14 protein-coding genes are annotated in these 20,738 nt (G+C 58.2%); all 14 read right to left on the bottom strand.

The genetic code is table 11. The features are described from left to right. Positions 1-14: 14 nt before the first annotated feature. Entirely contained in the window at positions 15-455 is a 441-nt protein-coding gene (gene fabZ / locus ACFSR7_RS19360; protein ID WP_378118570.1) for a 3-hydroxyacyl-ACP dehydratase FabZ, read from the bottom strand. A 192-nt stretch (positions 456-647) separates the two neighbouring features. Beyond that, positions 648-1,166, bottom strand: a complete 519-nt coding sequence (locus tag ACFSR7_RS19355; protein ID WP_378164356.1) for a CDP-alcohol phosphatidyltransferase family protein — start codon at positions 1,164-1,166, stop codon at positions 648-650. A gap of 264 nt (positions 1,167-1,430) precedes the next feature. Then, on the bottom strand, positions 1,431-1,664 hold the full coding sequence (locus ACFSR7_RS19350; protein ID WP_378164354.1) for a DNA-directed RNA polymerase subunit beta: 234 nt from the start codon (positions 1,662-1,664) through the stop codon (positions 1,431-1,433). Positions 1,665-1,794: 130 nt separating this feature from the next. Next, the gene (locus tag ACFSR7_RS19345; protein ID WP_378164352.1) at positions 1,795-2,640 is read right to left on the bottom strand and encodes a flagellar hook-basal body protein; all 846 of its coding nucleotides are present in this window, start codon (positions 2,638-2,640) and stop codon (positions 1,795-1,797) included. 22 nt (positions 2,641-2,662) lie between these two features. After that, positions 2,663-3,529, bottom strand: coding sequence for a flagellar hook-basal body protein (locus ACFSR7_RS19340; protein ID WP_378164351.1), 867 nt, complete (start codon positions 3,527-3,529; stop codon positions 2,663-2,665). A 28-nt stretch (positions 3,530-3,557) separates the two neighbouring features. Then, the gene (gene mreB / locus ACFSR7_RS19335; protein WP_378164349.1) at positions 3,558-4,553 is read right to left on the bottom strand and encodes a rod shape-determining protein; all 996 of its coding nucleotides are present in this window, start codon (positions 4,551-4,553) and stop codon (positions 3,558-3,560) included. Between the two features lie 92 nt (positions 4,554-4,645). Further along, positions 4,646-4,933: a sporulation transcriptional regulator SpoIIID gene (gene spoIIID, locus ACFSR7_RS19330; RefSeq protein WP_090116189.1), complete on the bottom strand. Its 288-nt coding sequence runs from the start codon at positions 4,931-4,933 to the stop codon at positions 4,646-4,648. Positions 4,934-5,138: 205 nt separating this feature from the next. Then, positions 5,139-6,281: an HD-GYP domain-containing protein gene (locus ACFSR7_RS19325; protein WP_378164347.1), complete on the bottom strand. Its 1,143-nt coding sequence runs from the start codon at positions 6,279-6,281 to the stop codon at positions 5,139-5,141. Positions 6,282-6,444: 163 nt separating this feature from the next. Further along, the gene (locus ACFSR7_RS19320) at positions 6,445-7,185 is read right to left on the bottom strand and encodes a peptidoglycan DD-metalloendopeptidase family protein (RefSeq protein ID WP_378164345.1); all 741 of its coding nucleotides are present in this window, start codon (positions 7,183-7,185) and stop codon (positions 6,445-6,447) included. 73 nt (positions 7,186-7,258) lie between these two features. Beyond that, positions 7,259-8,572 (bottom strand): stage II sporulation protein D, encoded by a 1,314-nt coding sequence (gene spoIID / locus ACFSR7_RS19315; protein ID WP_378164343.1) that lies wholly within the window; start codon positions 8,570-8,572, stop codon positions 7,259-7,261. Positions 8,573-8,751: 179 nt separating this feature from the next. Continuing rightward, positions 8,752-10,173, bottom strand: a complete 1,422-nt coding sequence (gene murA / locus ACFSR7_RS19310) for a UDP-N-acetylglucosamine 1-carboxyvinyltransferase (protein WP_378164341.1) — start codon at positions 10,171-10,173, stop codon at positions 8,752-8,754. Positions 10,174-10,403: 230 nt separating this feature from the next. Further along, positions 10,404-10,655 carry a DUF1146 domain-containing protein gene (locus ACFSR7_RS19305; RefSeq protein ID WP_378164339.1) on the bottom strand — a complete coding sequence of 84 codons (252 nt, stop codon included), beginning with the start codon at positions 10,653-10,655 and terminating at the stop codon, positions 10,404-10,406. Between the two features lie 40 nt (positions 10,656-10,695). Then, positions 10,696-12,867, bottom strand: coding sequence for a S8 family serine peptidase (locus ACFSR7_RS19300; RefSeq protein WP_378164337.1), 2,172 nt, complete (start codon positions 12,865-12,867; stop codon positions 10,696-10,698). A gap of 478 nt (positions 12,868-13,345) precedes the next feature. Then, positions 13,346-20,617: a cadherin-like beta sandwich domain-containing protein gene (locus ACFSR7_RS19295; protein WP_378164335.1), complete on the bottom strand. Its 7,272-nt coding sequence runs from the start codon at positions 20,615-20,617 to the stop codon at positions 13,346-13,348. Between the last annotated feature and the right edge of the window lie 121 nt (positions 20,618-20,738).

Below are 20,738 nucleotides of genomic sequence, written 5' to 3'. Positions count from 1 at the left end.
CGCCGGAGCCGTGCTCATTTCCCCTTCGCCGGATCCGTCAGCGCGAACATCAGCACGCCTTCGGCTACGACCTTGCCGTCCACCTTTGCGGATGCCTGTCCCTTGCCGACCGGCCCCTTTAATCGAATAATCTCGACCTCAAGCGTGAGCGTATCGCCCGGCGTCACCTGTCCGCGCCAACGGAACTCGTCCACGCCTGCGAACAGGCCGATCTTGCCCTTATTTTCCTCGAGGCCGAGAATCGCCGTCGCTCCGACCTGCGCGAGCGCCTCCAGGATCAATACGCCGGGCATGACCGGGAAGCCCGGGAAATGCCCCGCAAAATATGGCTCGTTCATCGTCACGTTTTTGAGTCCGACCGCGCGCTTGCCCGGCTCGAGCTCGAGGATCCGGTCGATGAGCAGGAAAGGCTGGCGGTGCGGAATGATTTCCTGAATCTGATTGATGTCGAGCATAACTATACTCCCTCCGAATATAAGGCGACCTAGGAATAATTGCGCGGTCCGGCGCCCATACTATGTATAATCCTTCCGCGTACTGCAGCCGCGAAGGTTGAATATAAGAGGGCTTGCCTCCTGTGCCGATCGCTTCCCGCGCGGCCTTGCGGCAAGTCCTTTTGTCGCCTCCGCAGGCCTGCTGCGCGCGATTCAGGCGGACTTCGTCTCGCTGTTCAGCTCTTTAAATGAAGTGAAGTAAACGAATGACGTCAAGAATGACAGTCCGACGGCAATCCAGAGCGCGACAACGCCTCCCGGCTGGTCCAGGATCAGCAGGACGATCGCCAAATAATAAATGACGGTCGTCAGCTTGCCATAGGAATTCGCGGGGACCGTCCGCTTGCCCCGAAAATGAAAGAAGGTGCCGGTCGCGATCATCCCTACCTCGCGAAACGCCATTGCGCCCGCAGCAGCCCAAGGAATGTCTCCGTCCGCCAGCAGCGCGCCGACGACGGCGAGCATCATGAGCTTGTCCGCCAGCGGATCGAGCATAATGCCGATCTGCGTCACCAGGCCGCTGCGCCTTGCGATATATCCGTCAAGCATGTCGGTAAGCCCGGCCGCGAACACTACGATCAACGCCCATATGGGATGTCCGTTCAGATATAGCGCCAAGAATACGGGGATCAGGAGAAAGCGGGACATCGTCAACAGATTCGGCACATTCACCGCCGGAGCCACCCTTTCGCCATCGGATCCGCGAACGCGATCGCGAGACCGTTGTCAGCTTTTATTATACCGCCAGTCCTGCTTCTGGTAAAATCCCGTTCCAGCTTCACGGGTCAATGATACCATATGTATCGCATTTGCACATAAAAAAACTCCCCTTGCCGTCAGACGGGGAGCCTCCTTGTCGTCCTTCCATTCTCGGCGTCTGCGCATCTCGGCGTCTACGCATCCGCAGTGCGCATGTCCATCCATTCCGAACGGCGGCTAACGGCTGCCCTCGAAAATGAGATCGTACATATGCTTCCAGGTATTCCAGTCGAACACGTCCGACCAGTCCTGCTTGCCCAGCACCGCGTAACCGATCCCAAGTCCCGCCATGAGCGCCAGGATACAGAACACCGGAATAAGCAAAATTTTGACGCTAGTCCAAACGATCAGCATCATGAGCCGTCCTGCGGATCGCTGCTTCTTGTCCGTCGGACGCTTCGTCGCTGACACGGTAGATCCTCCTTCAGAATAAAGAAGCCCGAATATCATTGCTCTCGAGTCAATTTATTCTAAGCTTTGGGTCGGAATTGCGCAAGCGGGCCGGCTATAACGCCGGACCGCCAGCGGTCGTCAGGCCGCGTCAGACGCGAAGATTGGCCGCCATCTGGGACATTTGGTCGCCGGAGCTGAGCGCCCTCGCGCTCAATTGGTAGGCACGCTGAACATTGACCAGGTCGGCCATTTCGTCGCCCAGGCTGACGTTGGACTCCTCGAGGAAGCCCTGGCGAATCGCGATGCCGCCGGACGCGTCGGGTCTCGCGACGACATTCGCCACGACATCCGCCACGTTGACGTCCGAAGGCACACCGTACAGATTGTCGGCGACGGCCTGCAGCAGCTCGGGCTTATTAACCTCGACGAGCCGCAGCGTGCCCAGTTCGATCGATTCGTTGCCGTCCGCGGAGCGGGCGCTCAGACTGCCGTCCGCACCGACGATCAGCTCGTAGTTGTCGGGCACGCGTACAAAAGTATCCTGGCCTTGCGGCGAGACGGCGACGATCGGGTAGCCTTGGGCCGTCGTCAGGATACGGTCGCCGCCGTTCGTCGGCGACAGCTGAAAGGCGCCTTGCCGCGTGAAGGCGCGCGCGCTGTCGAGCGTGCCGCCGGAGCGAACCTCGAACAGGGCGTTGCCTGCGATGGCGAGGTCGGTCAGGCTGTCCGTTTGCTGCATGGCGCCCTGCGTCATATCGATCTGCTGGCCGACGACGCGAGCGCCCCAGCCCTGAGTGAAGCCGAGCGGCGTGCGGCGGCCCGGCAGCTCAAACGATTTTTCGTGCGGCTGGACGTTCGTTAGGATATCCTCGAATACCGTGCTCTTGCGCTTGTAGCCCTTGGTGTTCACGTTGGCGATATTGTCGGCGAGTACGTCCAGCTTCTGTTGGAGAGCGCCCATGGACGCGGCTGCGCTGACGACGGAGTTGTTCATCTCGATTCCCCTTCGCTTCTAGTTAGACTCTGCCGACATCGTTGACTGCCTTGTCCAGGCTGCGGTCGTAGTACTGGACCATTTTTTGGTTCGCCTCGTAGGCGCGCAGCGCGCTCATCAGGTCGACCATCGACTGCGAAGCATCCACGTTGGATCGCTCCAGATAACCCTGCTTAATCTCCACGCGCTCGCCGGCCTGTACCTGACGCAGCCCGTTGGCGTCGCCCTGGTAGACGTATTTGCCGTCGCCCTGGCGAATGAGCTGATTCGGGTCGTTGACCTCGGTAAGCAGAAGCGCAGGGCTGCCCGCCAACGGCTGCTGGGTCTCCTTGTCGATCAAGCGGCCGTCCGCCGTGACCTGTACGTTGTCCCAGGTGCCGTCGACGCGAATGGCTTGTCCGTCCACGCCGAGCACTTGCATTCCGTCGGGCGTCACCAGCGTGCCGTCCGCCGTCGTGCGGAACCCGCCGTCGCGCGTGTAACGTCGCTCTCCGTCCGCGTTCTGCACCGTGAACAGCGCCTGCGGCTGATAAGTGACGTTGCCGTTCGCGTCCACGTACTTGCCGGAGCCGTCGAACACTTGGCCGTCTACGAGGATATCCGACACGAGCGCCAGGTCCTGGCTGCGTCCCGTCTCGTTCAGGTCGCCCTGCCCCAGATTGATCAAGCTTTCTTCCGCGAAAACGCCGGTGTTGAGCTTGCCGATCGTACCCTTCGTATCGTCCGGACTGCCCATCAGCGAGATCAGCATCTCGGGGAATGCCCGGTTCACCGAGTTGACGCCTTTGTAGCCCGGCGTATTCAAGTTGGCGACGTTGTTGGTCACCGTGTCGTGCCTTCGCTGCTCGGCAATCATCCCCGCAGCCGCAGTATACAATCCTCTGATCATGTTGCAGTTCCCTCCCGTTGTGAGAAAGCTACTTGCGGCGCGCCATCTTGTCGAGATGATCGAGCATGATGCCCGTCCCCTTGACGACACAGTGCATCGGGTCTTCGGCAATCAACACAGGTACTTTGAGCTCGTCCGCCAGCAGCGAGTCGAGTCCGTCCAGAAGCGCCCCGCCTCCGGTCAGAATGACGCCCCGGTCGATGATATCGGCCGACAGCTCGGGCGGCGTCCGCTCGAGTACGGCTTTGGCGGCGACGACGATGGACGATACCGGCTCCCACAGCGCCTCGCGGACCTCGTCCGCGTGAATCGTCACGGTGAGCGGCAACCCCGAGACCATATCCCGTCCCCGGATATCCATCTCCTCTTGCCGTCCCCCTGTATATACGGTGCCGATCTTGATCTTGATATCCTCGCTTGTCCGTTCTCCGATCAGCAGTTTGTATTTATTTTTAATATATCTCATGATCGCGGCGTCGAACTTGTCCCCCGCTACCTTGAGCGACGAGGCAGTCACAATAGCGCCCATCGACAACACCGCGACGTCGGTCGTACCGCCGCCGATATCCACGACCATGTTGCCGCTGGGCTGAAAGATATCCATGCCCGCGCCGATCGCGGCCGCCTTGGGCTCTTCCTCCAGGAAAACTTCCTTCGCTCCGCTGCGCTCCGCAGCTTCGCGAATCGCTTTTTGCTCAACCGAGGTGATATTGGTCGGCGCGCAGATCAGAATGCGCGGACGCCCGTACCAGCTGCGGCCTCCGACCCGCTGAATGAATGCCTTCAGCATCATGTCCGTAACTTCGAAGTCGGCGATGACGCCGTCCTTCAGCGGGCGGATCGCGATGATATTGCCGGGGGTGCGGCCGACCATGCGGCGCGCATCCTCCCCGACGGCCAGCACCCTGCGGGTGTCGTTCTCTATCGCGACAACGGAAGGCTCGTCGAGCACGACGCCCTTGCCTTTGATGTGGATGGAAACGTTCGCCGTGCCCAAGTCGATTCCGATGTCTTTACTGAACATATGAAAAACAAGCCTCCAACGCATAGATATTCCTTGTAGTATTCGCCATGATTTCTAAAAATCCTCTAACAAATCTAATGATATGACAAAAATTACGCCTTCGCTACCGCGAATACTTCCCGCTTCTTAATCGTCGTTTTCTTGTACTTGATCTTGGTCGCCTCGCCGCCACGCAGGTGCCGGATCGACTTGTGGTACTCGAGGATGTGCTTGACCTGATCGGCCAGATCCGGATTGATCTCCGGCAGACGCTCGGTCAGATCTTTATGCACCGTGCTCTTGGAGACGCCGAATTCTTTGGCGATGGTTCGAACCGTATTGCGCGTCTCCACGATGCTGCGGCCGATCTTGATGGTCCGTTCTTTGATGTAATCGTGCACGCTCCCGCCTCCCTGCTCTGATTGATTGGTACAGTATATGAGGGGGACGTTCACTTATTCTTTGTAACCAAGCCTGACAAGCCTATAAAGTCCGCAAGCGGCGGGGCTTATGGGTCAAATGGACTTCTAGTGCGTCCTAATAAACGCAAAAAAAGACGAGCCCAAAGGCCCGTCTGGCGTTATCTATACCGTCGGTCGCAACCGCTCATCCCTTGATGGACACGGAGCGGGACACGTAAATGCGAGCGTTTTCGTTCAGATCGATCTCATAAGGGGACGGCACGCGGCCGTCGGCTTCCCGCACGACCAGCACGACCGGCTTGTGCGCAGGCCGATTTGCCGTATCCTTGACGATCGCAGTCTCTCCGCTGCTGAGGAGCACAGCCATCCCCGCGGGAAAAATCGTGAGGTTCTTGAGAAACGAGCGCACGACGCCGATGCCGAACTCGTAGTTGCCGGCTGCGAACATATATTCCATCGCCTCGCAAGGCGGGTAAGGATCGCGATGATGGCGGGGCGAGAGCAGCGCGTCGAATACGTCGGCCAGTCCGACGATCTGCGCCATGTCCGGAATCTTGTCCTGCGCGACTCCGTACGGATAACCGCCCCCTCTATAACGCTCGTGGTGAAGCAGCGCGCACTTGGCCGCAGCATCCGGAACTTCGCGCATGCGCCCCAGCGCGTGATAACCGAGCGTCGTATGCTGCTTGACCGCATCCATCTCCGCTTCCGTAAGCTTGCGTCTTGCGCGGAGCAGCTCGGGCGAGATCCGCGTCATGCCGACGTCGAATAGCAGCGCACCGACGCCCAGCTCGTACTGGGCGCTCGCATCCATCCCGCCCGACGCGCCAATTACGGCCGACATAAGCGACACCTGCAGGGTGTGGTCGAACAACGATTGATCGGTCTGCCTCAGCACGCTGAGCTCCTCGGCTACCGCCCTGTGACTGACCGCAGAGAGAAGGCGCTCCCGGTAGCCCCGTTTGAAGTTCGCAAGCTCGGCGAGAGGCAGGGCAACTTTGCTGTAGTTTTCCTCCGTCTCTAAAAAGCGGATCAGACTGTGATGCGTCTCCTGAAGCTGAACCGGATCGGCGCGCAGCAGCTCGATCTCCTCGACGTTCCTGACCTTCTCGTCGGGCCGCAGCTTCATGCGGGAAGCCAGCAGCGCTTCGGCCGCCGCGCCGCGCTTGCCGAGGGCTACCGATTGAAATCCGAGGATTTGCAATCGATCTATGTATTGCGCCGTAAGCTCCGTGCCGGCCTCGAGCATGACCAATCCGTTTTTTCCGTATACCGGCCTGTCCAGCACATCGCCGGGGTGAAGTTCGTCTACAGTCACGAGCTTCATCTATCACGCGTCCTCTCTGAAGTCGATAGATCCTCGGTAGTATCAATTATGGTACTATCGTAACACAAATGCCATCATTTGGTCAGCTATTAAAACACAAAAATAGACAGGGATGCCCTTGCGCGCCGCCGCACGCCCGGGCATCCCTGCCATTGTTACCAGATTACTGTTGATCGCCGATCAGCGAAGCCGGATCCACGGTCTGGCTGTTGCTCTTGACTGCGAAGTGGACGTGAACGCCTTCATCCTTCTCTAGTTCGCTAACCCCGGCCGTGCCGAGCACATCGCCTTGCTTGACCGAATCTCCCACCTTAACCTTCAGCTCGGCCAGGCTTTGGTAGACGGTGACAAGACCGTTCGGATGCTTGATATTAATCTCGTAACCGTTTTGCGGCGTCTGCTCCGCCACCGTCACTTCGCCGCTCATCGCAGCCTTGACGTCGAACGCCTTGCCGTCCTTGCTCGCGAGGTCGATCGCCGTGTGCGGCGTGAACTGGTTGTCGTGCTTCACCATTGCGGCTGCCTGTTCTTCTTCCGTACCGTTCTCGTTGTAGTACGGCATGGACACCGACATCGCGTCACGGTTGGTCACCGGCCAAGCGAGGGTCTCTCCGCCTGCCGCTACCGGCAGCGCGTCCGGATCCTCGGCGGTCTGACCGTCTGTGCCGACCTCCTGCTTCACGCCCGCGGTGCTCGCTACGTCCTTCGGCTTGCCGCTCGTTCCCGAGCTGGCGTTCAGCCAGAGGATCGTTACGATGATTGCCGCTGCGGCCATGTACATGGCGGGGAACACCCACCGCTTGGCGAAAAACCTTTTCGTTGCCGAAGGACGGGACGACGAGCTGACGACACTTCTGGTACTGCCTGGTTCGATCTTGCCGTTTGGTTTGTTTGAATCATTCATTTTTTATCACCTCAGTAAAAGAGTGTTGCCAGGTGATAGTTTTTTAAACATGCCTTTTGCAAGATTAAGGGATTTATAGCTTAGCAGTGTCGGCGCTCGCGGATTGAAGCGCGGTCACCGTCTTCAGCTGTATGCCCGTATAGTAGTGAAGCACGATGTCCGCGGCAGTCGCGCCCGTCTTCGCCATGCCCTCCGCGCCCCATTGGCTCATGCCGACGCCATGCCCGCTGCCGTAGGTCGTTATCGAGATCATCCCCTTCTCGATCTTCCAGTCGAACGCGGCGGACCGCAACCCTAGCAGTCTGCGAACCTCGATACCCGATAGCGTCTTGCCGCCGACGGTCGCCGTACTCACTCTTTTTCCGTCGGTCCAGCTATTAATAACGGCGGCCGGCCGTTTGCCGAACCCCGTCAGCGTCGCCAGCGACTTGACGCCGAGCTTGCGATAGAATTCGCTCAGCTTCATCTCTACGGTTTCCTCGGCACGGGGCGAGTCTTTGCGATCCCATGGACTGCTCACCGACACCAGATAAGGCAAATCCGCTGCGAAAACATCTTTTGCATTTTCCGTAAAGCCGTTGCTGCTGGAAAAGTAAAGAGATTCGATAGGCGCTCCGCCGTATACCATGACGATGCCGCGCGTCCGCCGTACCGCCTCGTCTACTGCCGCCCATGCTGCCGGATTTTCCTTCTTGAGCTTGTCCATCTCCGAACGGGAGCGGTAGACCTGGTGCGTCACCGTGTCGGTCACGTCCGCGCCGCGGACAGGCACCCCGGACCGATCCTCGTTCCACAGGCGGCGTATCAAATAGGTGCGCGCCGCGATCGCTTGGGCCTCCAGCGCGGCCGGCTCGAAGTCCGTCGGCATCTCTGCCGCCACGACGCCCTTGACGTACGTCTCCAAGCCGGCCCGTTCGACCCGCTTATCGTCGGATAAGTAGACGCGAACGACGAGCGCGCTGTCCTCCCGATCCGCCCGTAGCCCCCGAGCGGCGTCTGCTGCAGACAGGGCGCCACCCTGTGCCTGCGTTTCTGACGACTCCTGGCCGTCTTTTTCGCGTGATTCGGCGCCATTCTCTTCGGATGTATCTTTGGATATAACGACGCTGTCCGGCTTCTCATTCTTCTCTCCAACGCGGTTCGCAACCGTGCCCGCGCCCTCCTCGACGACCTGCGCCAGATTCGTCTCTCTCGCGTGGCGCTCCGCCCAGGACCAGCTTGCTAGCAACGCGCCCGTGCCGAAGGCCAGAATGAGCAAGAGGCCAACCGGCCGCATGCCGCCTCCGCCGGTGCGTAGAAACCCGCCTCTTAGCCTGCCCCTGCGTCGATTCAGACGTACCGAATACACCCCTTTGTTGCGATCCGCTTGTCCATCTTCTTTTTGCATGCCTTCGACCTTCCTCTCTTCGTTGTCCTTTTCCTCGCACGCTACCAATCTATGAATGGCGCGGAGTCGCTAGAACAAGACAAAGAGAATGCAAAAAAGCCTTCGCGCCCGGGACCGGATACAAACATCTCGGTCCAAGGCGCGAAGGCGCGGGGATGATAAGTGCGATTAAAAGAAAATCATGCCAGCGTAGGCTGCACGCGCAGCATCGCTACGCTGTCCGATGCGACACGCTCTTCGGACGCTGCCTGAAGCGAGCGACGCACGGCGAACGGCTCTGCCGGCACCGGCGGTGCTTGAATCACAACTGCAGCAGCGGGCGCCGGGGCCGGAACTTCTTCGCCCTCGCCCAGGCGGCTGATATCCGCGCCTAGCGCGGCCAGCTTGCCGACGATGTCCATGTAGCCGCGGTCGATGTGATGCGTACCGGTCACCTCGGTGACGCCTTCCGCAGCCAGGCCTACGCAGATCAGCGCAGCTCCCGCGCGCAGATCCGTTGCGCAGACCGGAGCACCGGACAGCCGCTTGCCGCCGGAGATGACGGCGGTGCGGCCTTCGATCTTGATGTCGGCCCCCATCTTCGCCATCTCTTCGACGTGCATGAAGCGGTTCTCGAACACCGTCTCCGTCACAATGCTCGTACCCGGGCTGGCGAGCAGCAGCGCCATGAATTGCGCCTGCATGTCGGTCGGGAAGCCCGGATAAGGCAGCGTCTTGACATCGACGCCCTTGAGCGGGCGATTCGTGAAGACGCGAATGCCGCTGTCGTCCGCTTCGATGCCGACGCCCATCTCTTCAAGCTTGGCGACGACCGGACCCAGGTGGTCGCGGATCGCGCCTTCGACGTACACATCGCCGCCGGAAATAGCCGCCGCGATCATGTAGGTGCCGGCCTCTACCCGGTCCGGAATAACCGTGTGGCGGATGCCCTTAAGACGTTCTACGCCCTCGATACGGATGATGCCCGTGCCTGCGCCGCGAACCTTCGCGCCCATGGCATTCAGGAAGTTGGCGAGATCGACGATCTCCGGCTCCTTGGCGGCATTCTCGATCGTCGTGACGCCGTCCGCGGTCGCGGCTGCCATCATGATGTTCTCGGTTGCGCCTACGCTGGCTACGTCGAGGTAAATGCGCGCCCCGCGCAGTCGTCCGTCCACCTTGGCTTCGACCGAGCCTTGGCCGAAGCCGATCTCGGCGCCCATAGCCTCGAAGCCCTTGAGGTGCTGGTCGATCGGACGGGTCCCGATCGCGCAGCCGCCGGGCAGCGAGATCTTGACCTTGCCCTCGCGGGCTAGGAGTGGTCCCATGACGAGGAACGACGCCCTCATCTTGCGAACGAGCTCGTATGGCGCCTCATGCGAGATCAGCCGGTGCGCACGCAGCGTCACGCGGGACTCGTGGCGAAGCGCCTGAACGCCTAACGCCGAGAGGACTTCCAGAATGTTATACACATCGTCCAAGGCGGGTACGTCATCGATGACGCAAGACCCTTCCTCCGCCAACAGAGTGGCGGCGAGGATCGGCAGGACGGAATTTTTGGCGCCGTGCACGCGGACAGTCCCATTTAGGGGACGGCCGCCGCGGACGATGATTTTGCTCATGGGTGGTTCCCTCCGCGGGTGTAGAATCATTTCCGGAGACCGTGCTTTCACCGATTCCGGCTCCAGAAAACCCAAATTTCATCATACCACCGTCCGTCGGTTCGGTACAAGCGGCATGTTATGACAAAATACAAACTTTTTGTCCGTCAAGATTCGCCTTCAGGCGACTTGCTTCTGCTTTATTACCCATTGTGATCATTTTGATTCGACGTTATGCGGAAAAGTATTCTCTACGATGAATTGAATAAGTGCCTCAGCGACGAAGCCCAGTTCCAGTAATCCAGCACGAATCCGGCCAGCAGGCGTCCTGCGATGATCGCCAGAATGAGCTGTGCGAGCCGCGCCCTCGGACTTTTGGGATGTCGGAAAAATTGCTCCCACTTAACCTCCTGCAGCACGACCCACGCGACTGCGATGAATCCGAGCGTGATGAAAATGGAGAACAAGCTGTCCCAGCCCATTGCGTAATAAATGGATTCCATCCGCCGACAACGCTCCTTATCGCCGCAATTCCAAAACGTTTCAGTGGACGCTCACCACGCCGAAACGATAATACGCGGAACGATCCGCGCGATCGGCTGTGATCCGGGCATAATAAGTCCCGGCAGCCAGCTTCTGCGGAACATTCAGGGAAACGCTCTGCGCCTTGCTGGACCATTGGCCGAGCGGCTTCAGCTCCTTGTCGTATACCGCCAGCTTGAACGTCGAGCCCTCCGGTATGCCGTCGAGCTTCCACGCAAAGCTGCCGCCCGTCGTCTTGAACCGGAACCAATCCGCGTCTTCCTTGGACGAGATCAGCCCCTTGAGGATGCCCGCATCCCCGGAAACGAGCGCGGCGGCCGTCAGCGGACCGTCGTTCGGCTCGCCCAAATCCGCGTACGTAGTAATGTATTCCAGTCGGACCGTATAGGTCCCTATCACGGGCGCCGCCCCGTCGGCGGCTGCGTTGCTGACCCCTATGTAGTATCTGCCTGCCGGCGCATTCTTGATCGTAGCCGTTTCCGGCAACCCGTCGCCGTTCGTATCCGTCAGGACTTCGGCCTGCCCGGCTCGCTGCAGCGTAATCGCGGGGTCGATGCGCGTCGTATCCGTCTCCACGGTTACTTTCAAGGTGCCGGACTGGGGCAGCTTGACCGTTGTCCAATCCTCGTCGTCTTCGCGATCGAACGTCCCTGTCCAAGTCTGTGTACGGGGCTCGATTGCATAAGCCGAATCCCGTGTCGACCCGGGCTCCGTCCGATCCGGCAGCATTCGGAAGCCGGAGGTGAGCCGGTAAGGCAGAGACGACGCTCTCGAGGATCCGTCCACCCTCAGGTAGTATTTGCCCTTGGCTACCTTCCAAGTCGTCGTTCCCCCGCTTGCGCCGCTCGCAGCGGTCGGAGCGGTCGGATTAACGCCTCCCGGACGGTATAGCGACAATTTAACCGCGGCGGGGCCGATGTCAAACAGGTTCGTCTGCATACGTACGGATAGCATCCCGTCTGCATGCGCTTCGACCGCGTACCAGTCGGTATCGAGCGAGCCGCTCCATGCCGAATAGACCTCCGTGCCCGGAGGAAAGGGCGACGCCGACCGCTGCGCTCCGTTAGGCTCGCGCCAATCGGCTGCGAACGCGGCTGCCAAAGCGCGATCCGCGTGTACGAGGCCATAGCCCGTCGCGTCGTCACGGCCCTTGGCGCCGATATCCTCGGCCGTGCGGCGCAGCGTCTCGCGGAGGAACGCAGGCTTCCAATCCGGATGCGCAGCCCGCAGCAGCGCGATGGCTGCAGCCACTTGAGGCGCGGCCATGGATGTGCCTTCCATGGTAATACGGCCGCCGCCCAGCGCGAGCGTATCGACCTGCCAAGACGCGGCAAGATCGACCTCGGGGCCTCCTGTCGAGTTGATCTGACCTTGGCCCGCCTCGGCGCCTGCAACAGCCACCACGGTCGGGTAGGCGGCCGGGTATTGCACCGCCGCCCGATCGCCAAAGTCGGCCGCGTCATTGCCGGTCGCTGCAACGAGCAGCACGCCCTTCGACTCGGCCAGGTCAATGACGCTGCGCATGCCGGGTGCGTCCCTGCGGAGCCCGAGAGACAGCACGACGATGTCCGCGCCATGCTCGATGGCGTATCGGATCCCGCCCGACAAATGCGATTCGTCTCCCTCGCCCTTGTCGTCCAACGCCTTGATCGGCATCAGCTTCATCTTCCACGAAGCCTCCGCATCCTTCCCGGCCTCTGCCGCGGCTACAATGACGCCAGCCACTGCCGTGCCATGCCCGTTATCATCCTGCGGCGACTTTTTGTCATTCAACAGATTGACACCTTCGGTCAGATAGGGCTGGAGCGCCGCATTCTTCAGATCGATGCCCGTATCCACGATTGCAATCGTACCGGTCACGTCGCGTCGCAGCAGCTTCCAAGCGTCCGCGATGCCCGTCTCCTTAAGAAACGAAGCATTCGTTAACGCCGCGATCGCGACCGGCTTACGTGAAGCGGAGATTCTGGCGGCCTTGCCTAAGCGGTCCGCCTGCTTTGCAGTCGCGGGGAAAGCGGTCGCGCCGAGTTTCGCCGCCTCGGCTGCCCCACTCAACCCGTCATTTGCGGTCAATCGCGAATCCGGGGAACCGGTCGCCGCCAAAGCTGTGCCAAGCAGCACAGCCACAGCCGCCGCACGAACCGTACGCCGTTTCCCATTTAATCCTGCTGCCATTCTTGCCACGCCCTTGCCTGTCAGTAAGTGAAGCTATGAGTATATACCCACATTTTGGCGTTCAACCAACACGTATCCGTCATTCGACATATGTAACTCGAATCCGTGGGCGGGACATAAGGCCGAGCAGTATCCAGTCATCGCGAAACCAGCCTAATATATATATCGCTCATTCATTATTCATGCATTTGCATGCCCTATCAAGTTAATAATATTTAATGCTCGACGCGCGTTGTCTCATCTTTTTCTCATAATCGGACCGCCGTCGACTCCGGTTACCACTCCATTCCCGGCACCGTCCCCCCAATGCTAGACCGTGACGCTTTCATATCTTATAGCTATTCTATTTTTCGACATCATTTCCCTTCTTTCGGGATAAAAAAAGTACTTAGGTCATGGGTGGGGACACGGAATGCCTACTAAATAAACAACCCGGCTCTGAGGAAAAATTCCTTTAGCCGGGTTGTTTATATATTATTTAGGCCGTTGGGTTAAAACCTGCACCAAAACTAAATAGATAAACAGCAGTCTGACTGCTCTGCTGGACGACAACCTTGTAGGTTTGAACATCCCCGTCCGACTCCAGCCAGTTCAGAGGAAGACTCCAATGCCAATCCTCATTGACTGCCGTGCGCGCCAGCGGCTGATCGTCGTCATCCATCGCATAAATCTGGATGTTGCCCGACAATTGAGAGACTCGCAGCTCGACGCCGGTCGGTATCATCGTATTGTCGTTCGACCAGAAATAGGCGCCAGGCCTCTCGTCATTTCCGTAAACGAAACGAGGAATCGACGCAGACGTCCATTCAAAGTTATCGCCCTGAAACTTGGCTTGGAACAACGGCATACTGACTGGCGCGAACACGCCGACTGCCCGCGTGACCGGATGATTCGCAGAATCATTATGCGTAAAAGTGCCTTCGTAGATGGAATTCGTGAAATACCAACCAACAAGATTTGAAGCCCCCTGCCCTTCCAACGTGCTGATTTTCACTTGGGGCGACTCGGAGGACGCAAACCAACTGGACGGCAGTGTTGCATAATAAGTATTTTGCCACTTAATCGCTCTAACACGTTCCGGGCTTGTGCCCTCCGTCATGTTGGTTACAACGACAGAGTTCCAATTATAAACAACGAACTGGTACGTAGCGGCAGCAGTATCTTTTCCGTCCCATTTGACTTGCACCGTAAGCCTGTTGACACCGCTATCCGGGTACCAGCGCTGCTGCTCTGCATCGAATTCGGATCCGTCCGTCTCAAAGTACAGATGGTATCCGTCGGGCTTGCCGAAATTCATGCTTAACCAATCGCCATCCTCCAGCTCGAGTGCACCCGAATTCCAAACATCGCTGCCTCCCGACGTCCATGATACCGGTACGTCACCCTTGATCTTGGCGGCTTCCGTCAACAACCGCTCCACATGAATATGATAGACGCTGGTTGTGTAGGACCCATCGCCTGAACTGACCTCGAGCTCGTATTCCCCGGCTGCGTTCGGTGCGAGCGCATGCGCTTCGTCGTCGTCCCATAGCCAAGACTCGCCGTTCACCTTTAGGCTCACATGATCCTGGTCAGCGGCCACGGCATGCACCACCATCGACTCGGGCGCTCCGTACGGAAGATAGACGGTATATTCGTATCGTCCTTGATCTAGAGGCACCATTTCGCTGCCGATTCGCAAGCCGCTGAGCTGGGCGGGAGGCGTGGCGCCTTCGGCCCTATTAATCGTGAGCGTATAAGTTCGCTTGACCGTCCCCGTCGGATCGGTGACCTCGATATCAACCGTATTCGGCCCTGTATTCAGGGAAGAGAGAGAATATAAGCGGCCTTCGCTATTCGGCTTTTCGCCATTCAGCGTCACTTCCAGCTTGCCGTAAGTCGACTGCGGAGCCGCCGTTAAATACACATAATCAATATTGGCGTCCACGTCAGCCGTATAATTCGTTCCGTTCTGCTCCATGACGATGGGCTCGAACGAATGCGGGTAATCCTTCGTCAGACTGAACGAATCCGCTGCCGTATCCAGCCTGCCCGCTTCCGACGATTCGAGATCGGCGGCTGTTCCTACAAAGAGCACCCAGTCCGTCGTACGGTTGAACACGATCTGTCCTTCAGGTGCGATCTCGAATCGTTGAAGCGTCGAGACATAATGATATCCGGGTGTCAGATCAAGGGATAAGGACAGCTTCGTCTCGTCATCCAAAGGATAGTTATCCCCGTCCACTGTCACTTGCTCGAATGTGTTCGTTCCATTTTCGGATTGGGCCAGTCCGAGTTTCATCTCAAGTTCGTTCTGGCCGGATTCCTCGGGAACGATCGCATAGTACCTGCCGTAGCTCTGGCCTTCGTTTCTGTCATTGAAGCCTTCGGCCGGCTTCCAATCTACCGTACGCTGACCTACCTTGGCATTTAGCAGACCGAAACCGGGATTGTCGATTCCGACCATAAGCGTCAAGTCGTAAGCATAAGTCGTTCCCTCTGCACTATCGACCTCGAGAACAAATTGATAGATCCCCGGTCCCATTCCGCCTATCGTAAAGCTGTACGGATAGTTTCCGTTGCCGATATATTTTGAGAGTTCTTGACCGTTTTGAAGAAGTCTGGCATCGGACACAATCGACTTATCGAATTTCATGTCGAAATACAGTCCGTTGCCTGCAAATTCTACTGAACCAACATAAGACGGCGTTACCTCTGTATCGTCGGCCACCCAAGTATAAAGCGGGCGCCCCTCGCTGAGGTTGTTAGTCATCCATTTCGACAAGCCAAATATGGAAGCCGGACCATTGCCAATGACTAAATTTATTTCTGTCCCATAGCTTTCCTCATCAACAGGATACAAGACAAGCGTATACTCTCCCGTACCCGGTGCCGGATGATCGATCGTCTGCGTCCAATCCCCGCTATCCGCTTGCCATGAAGCAAGGCTCTCTCCATCCCATGTGGGGTAGAGCTCGGCGCTGCTGTACACCGCAGGATCAAGTTGAAGCGTCATTTGAAGCGCCGATTGCTTATTATTCCACGAAGCATAGTAATAATGGCTCGAGTAAATCGCATCCGACTTCAACTCGGCCCCTTCCAAATGCCAGTCGAGTACCCCTTCGGGCAATTCCACTTGTTCCGGGTCGAGCGTATGGAAAATATGAATCCGATGCCTGAATCCATGCCCTTCCGCGTCCTTGACCACAATCTCGACGTTGTCGCCCGCTTCTAAACCAAAGCTGTACTGGCCCTCTCCGTTGGACGGGAGCTCCGTTTTCCCATCTTCGTTGTTCACGACATAGACGCCGAGGATTTCCGATTCAGGATCGACAAGGAATGGCGTGAACGAGATATCCGCATTCGTGCCATGCGCGGTCACATTGTAAAATCCGAAGCTGCCTTCATTTTCCGCATAGAATGCCTGGCCGTCATTCTCGAATGCCATGTCGTCAAGCGACAGCTTCAGAGAATCCGGACCGGACTCGCCATCCTCAGAAGGCCGCCATACGTTAATGACCGTGTCCTGAGCAGCCGGATTCCCGGCGATGTCCTTCATTTTGACGACGATCTCGTTCCAGCCGTAATTCAGGGAATTTGCCCCGGCAAAAAACATTCCACCTTCAATGCCGTAATTTTCGGTCTCGAGGCTCGAAGTCACGTTTTCGGGTACGAGATACACTCGGAAACTCGCGTTCGGAGCCGGCAAGATCATGGTGTAATCGTACGTGCCGTTATGGCTGACGGGCACCGACTCCTCGGCTGTATCGAGGTATGCATGCACCATGGCCAAGGCCTGACGCGACTCGCCAATCTTAATATCAATCGTGTACTCTTCCGTCTCATCGTATTCCTCATCGTATTCCCTCGTAATACGGAGGACAAAGACGTTATCCCCCTCCTCAAGCGAACTGAAATCGACCGACATCATGCGGGAGACGTCGCCGTCATAGCTTGCGACTGTCTCTTCACTGTATTCTTGTCTTAAAGAGGCGTAAGTTACCGTCTCGTCGAAGATTAAGCTTGAGCGTATGGAGACTGAAGTGTCCGGAAGCTCGGCGTAGAATACTTCCTCATACCTGTAATCCCGCCCTTCATGCCATGCGACTGCTTGATTGTCGCTTCGCGTATCCGTCCAGGATGTAACGCCTCCAATTACCGATACCGCAGCGTTTTCTTCCCGCGTGACAATAATCTTATATTCCGACACGGTCGTACCGTTTTGCGCCGTTACGGTGACTTTTAATTCATTTTCGCCGACCGCCAATGTGTGAAGCCCGTCGCCCGTCAGCGTATCGAACGGGGAGCCTGCTGTCGCATTAATCGTCAATTCGCTTATGGCATACGGCACCGAAAGCGTATAGTCCTTCGTATAGGCGTTGAACGGGGGCGTAAGCGTCCCATCCGAAATAGACAAGCTGCTTAGCGTCGAGTCCTGCGATGCCGGCAGTCGCGTTACGAGAATAACGTAACTTTGCTTAAACCCGCTTTGAGAAGTTACCTCCACAGCAACCGTATTTTGACCCACGCTTAAATCAATTTCTCCAGTCGCGCTTCCGCTAGTCGCACTCTGTCCGTTGACCTTGATCGTAGAGGTACCCACGGCAACGGTCGGCGTCACGTTTATCGTCGTCGACGTGTACGGCACGCTAACAGTGTATTGGTTGACGCTGCTCTTGAAGCCCGGAGATAACGCGCCCTGGGATACAGACAAGCCGCTAAGAGTCGCGTTGCTATCGGCCGAACGCGTCACGACGATAACATATGTCTTGGGCGACTTCCCGCTTTCGGTCGTGACGACCGTTATGGTCTTTGGCACACCCGCCACAAGATCGATAGCCTGCGAGTTTTCCCCGCTAACGACCGCCGTTCCGTTTACGGTCAACGTGCCGCCGCCTTGCGCATTTACGGTCAGACTGGATGCATCGCTGGAAGCTAACACATCGGCGTAGTTATACGTGGTTTTGACAAACGAAAATCCGCTGACTGTTCCGTTAAGCGCCAAACCCGTCAGATCCGCACTCGCCGCCTGCGTATAGCTAGCGCTGCCCACCGGGCTGCTCGGATAGCCCGCGCGCGTCGCGATGGCCTTGATCGTGCCGGCGGCAACGATCGTCGGCTTGCCGTTCGCCGAATATTCCTTCGTCGCGCCCGTGACGCCGGTCGCGGGATCGCTGCCGTCCGTCGTGTAGTAAATATGCTCGGCGCCTTCCGACGAGATCGTCACTTGCGTGCCGAATGCGACCGCGCCCGACGACGGATTAAATGTCGGCGTTGCCACCGCCGAATTTTCGCGCGTGACCATGATCGTATAACTCAGCCTGGAGTTGTCCTGCGCAGTAACCTCGACCGTGATCTGATTGGAGCCCGCACTCAGCGGAATTCCCGCGCTTGCGGCACCGCTCGCTACGGTCGCGTCGTTGACTTTGATCGTCGCCGCGCTGCTCGCAGCCGTCGGCGTCACCGTGATGCTGGTTACCGTATTCCCGACGTTGACCGTATAGTTCGTCGTCCCGCTCGCGAACGTCGGACTCAACGTCCCAGCGGACAGCGTCAGTCCTTTCAGCGAAGCGTTGGACGAAGGCAGTCGCTGGATCGCGATTGAATACATCTTCTGCGTCGTGCCGTCCGCGGCGCGCACCGTAAACGACAAGCTCGTGTTCACGATCGTATACGGAATCTCAGCGCCGGATGCGTACTCGTTGGTTCCGTATAGCACCTTGGCGGTCGCGTTAAGCGTGCTGATCTTCAGCTTGATCGCCGACGTATCGGAAGGCACCTTTACGGTCCATCCGTCGCTGCCGGAGACGACTTCGTATACGGTCGTTCCGTCCGTTCCGGTCGCCGCAACGCTCTGCACGGCCGTCTCGTTCGTCATCGCACGGATTGCGATCAGCTTGTACGACATGACGATGCCGTCGATCGTCGCTTGAATGACGATCTCGTTGGATTCTTGCGTCAGCGGAATGGTGTACCGCCAGGCAATCTGGTCCGGCAGCACCGTACGCGCTGCGGTAAACATCGGCTCCGGCTCGACGTTCTGGCCGTTGACCGCGATGTCCAGCTCCGGACCGGTCACGGGAACGACCAGCGTCATGCTGCTTGTGCCGCTCGGAATGCTGAGCGGCGCCGGCGCGGTTGTCGAGTTGAAGTCGATGTTGAACCCTTCGGCGCCAGGGAACACGACGCTGACGCTGTTCAGCATCTGACGCGTGACCGTGACTTTGTAGGATTTGCTCGCACCGCTCTGCGCGGTGACGACGATCGTAATTTCGTTGGCGCCGTAGGCGAGATTCACGGTACGTTGCCCACCGCTAGCCGCCTGCCCGTTGATCGCGAGCGAAGCAGAGCCGCTCTGTACGCTCGCCCCGACGACGATGCTCGTCCGGCTGCTCTCGACGCTTGCCGTGTACGACGTTACACCTGCATTAAAGGCAGGGCTGATCGCCGCACCCGACAAGCTAAGCGAACCGAGATTCGGATTAGAAGAATCGTTGCTATTCGGCGTCTGCGTACTGGTCCCGTTGTTGTTCGCCTTGTCCGTCTGATACTGCTGCTTCTGCTGATCGTTCAGCTTTTTCAGCAGCTCTTCCTCGGCTTTTCGCTTGGCCGCTTCCGCCGCCAGCCTGTTAGCCTCCGTCTGCGCCTGCTTGGCCGCCTCGATGGCCTTGAGTGCCGCGGCATTAATCTTGTCCGCAAGCTCCTTCAGCTTCGCCGCTTCCTCGGCCGCTTTTTTCTTCGCGGCCTCCTCGGCCAGCTGCCTGGCCTTTTCTTGCTTCGCCTTCTCCTTATCGCTAAGCTGGCTCAGCTGATCCTTGTCCAGCCCGAACGACGTTTTTTCCTGCTGTTCGATCTTCTTGACCAGCTGCTCGTCGATCTTCTTCTGCTCGATCGCCTGTTTGGCGATGACGCCCAGCAGCTCCTGCGTATTTTGAATAAACTGCTCCAGCTGCTGCTGCAGCCCCGCCGGTACGCCGCTTTGCTTGAACTTTTCGACCGTTTGCCGGTTCTCCTCGTCGATCTTCTCTTTGCTGCGCAAGATCGCCTCGATGATCTCCGGCGTCGCGTTCTTAACGATCTCCTCGATGTCCACAAGCGTCGTCAGCTCGCCCAGATCGGCGCCGCTCGTCGAATCGAGCGACAGCTGCTGCGTCGGATACAGATCGATCGTCTTAGAGCCGCCCGACGAGCCGGTCTTGCCGGCGCTCTCTCCGCTCTCGCTTCCCGTCTTCTCCGCATTCTCGGACGTAAACCGCACGACGCCCGACATGACCGACGTATTCGTCCCGCCCGTCTGCGGATTGACCCGCACCAGGAACGCCGTGCCGCGCACGCCCATGATCGCCGTCGGCGTCTCCAGCTTGAAGTCGTCGTCCTGGCTCTTGATCGACTTCACGTCCACCCAAGCCGTTCCCTTGAGCATGCTGACCTTCGTCACCGTGCCCTTTTTGTCCGACAGCTTCGAAAACGTCAGCGTCGCGTTCTCCCCGACCGTGAACTTGTCGTCCTCCGACGTCCCGTTCGCGAACTGCAGCACCGCCGATCCCTTGCTCCCGGTGATCAGCTTGTCCCCCTGGTTCAGGCTCAGCTTCGCGAACGCCTTGAACAGCTTCGAGCCGCCCGCTTTTTGCACCTGCACGTCTCCGCTCAGCTGCTTGATTACCGCGATCCGCGACGAAGAAGCCGCGTGCGCCTCCCCGCCGAACGCAGCCGATACCGGCAGCAGCAGCAATAACGCCGCAAGCAGGTACATGCTCAACTTTCGATACATAAACTCCACTCCTACTTTTCTAAGTACTTGAACGCTATCTATGTAGCTGTCAATGCAAGAAATCAATGGAACAGGCTATTTGATTATATCGTAAAATTAGCATTTTTTGTCGATTATCAAG

This window comes from Cohnella sp. GCM10020058, from assembly GCF_042683485.1.
Lineage (GTDB): Bacteria > Bacillota > Bacilli > Paenibacillales > Paenibacillaceae > Cohnella.
The sequence above is the reverse complement of the archived record's forward strand: the minus strand, read 5'-3'. Positions and strand labels throughout refer to the sequence as shown.

What these genes read in the sequence shown, in the direction of transcription:
- ACFSR7_RS19345 (WP_378164352.1), bottom strand. Translation starts at nt 2,640, where the DNA reads ATGAACAACTCCGTCGTCAGCGCAGCCGCGTCCATGGGCGCTCTCCAA.
- murA (WP_378164341.1), bottom strand. Translation starts at nt 10,173, where the DNA reads ATGAGCAAAATCATCGTCCGCGGCGGCCGTCCCCTAAATGGGACTGTC.
- ACFSR7_RS19295 (WP_378164335.1), bottom strand. Translation starts at nt 20,617, where the DNA reads ATGTATCGAAAGTTGAGCATGTACCTGCTTGCGGCGTTATTGCTGCTG.
- ACFSR7_RS19320 (WP_378164345.1), bottom strand. Translation starts at nt 7,185, where the DNA reads ATGAATGATTCAAACAAACCAAACGGCAAGATCGAACCAGGCAGTACC.
- spoIID (WP_378164343.1), bottom strand. Translation starts at nt 8,572, where the DNA reads ATGCAAAAAGAAGATGGACAAGCGGATCGCAACAAAGGGGTGTATTCG.
- ACFSR7_RS19305 (WP_378164339.1), bottom strand. Translation starts at nt 10,655, where the DNA reads ATGGAATCCATTTATTACGCAATGGGCTGGGACAGCTTGTTCTCCATT.
- ACFSR7_RS19300 (WP_378164337.1), bottom strand. Translation starts at nt 12,867, where the DNA reads ATGGCAGCAGGATTAAATGGGAAACGGCGTACGGTTCGTGCGGCGGCT.
- ACFSR7_RS19325 (WP_378164347.1), bottom strand. Translation starts at nt 6,281, where the DNA reads ATGAAGCTCGTGACTGTAGACGAACTTCACCCCGGCGATGTGCTGGAC.
- mreB (WP_378164349.1), bottom strand. Translation starts at nt 4,553, where the DNA reads ATGTTCAGTAAAGACATCGGAATCGACTTGGGCACGGCGAACGTTTCC.
- fabZ (WP_378118570.1), bottom strand. Translation starts at nt 455, where the DNA reads ATGCTCGACATCAATCAGATTCAGGAAATCATTCCGCACCGCCAGCCT.
- ACFSR7_RS19340 (WP_378164351.1), bottom strand. Translation starts at nt 3,529, where the DNA reads ATGATCAGAGGATTGTATACTGCGGCTGCGGGGATGATTGCCGAGCAG.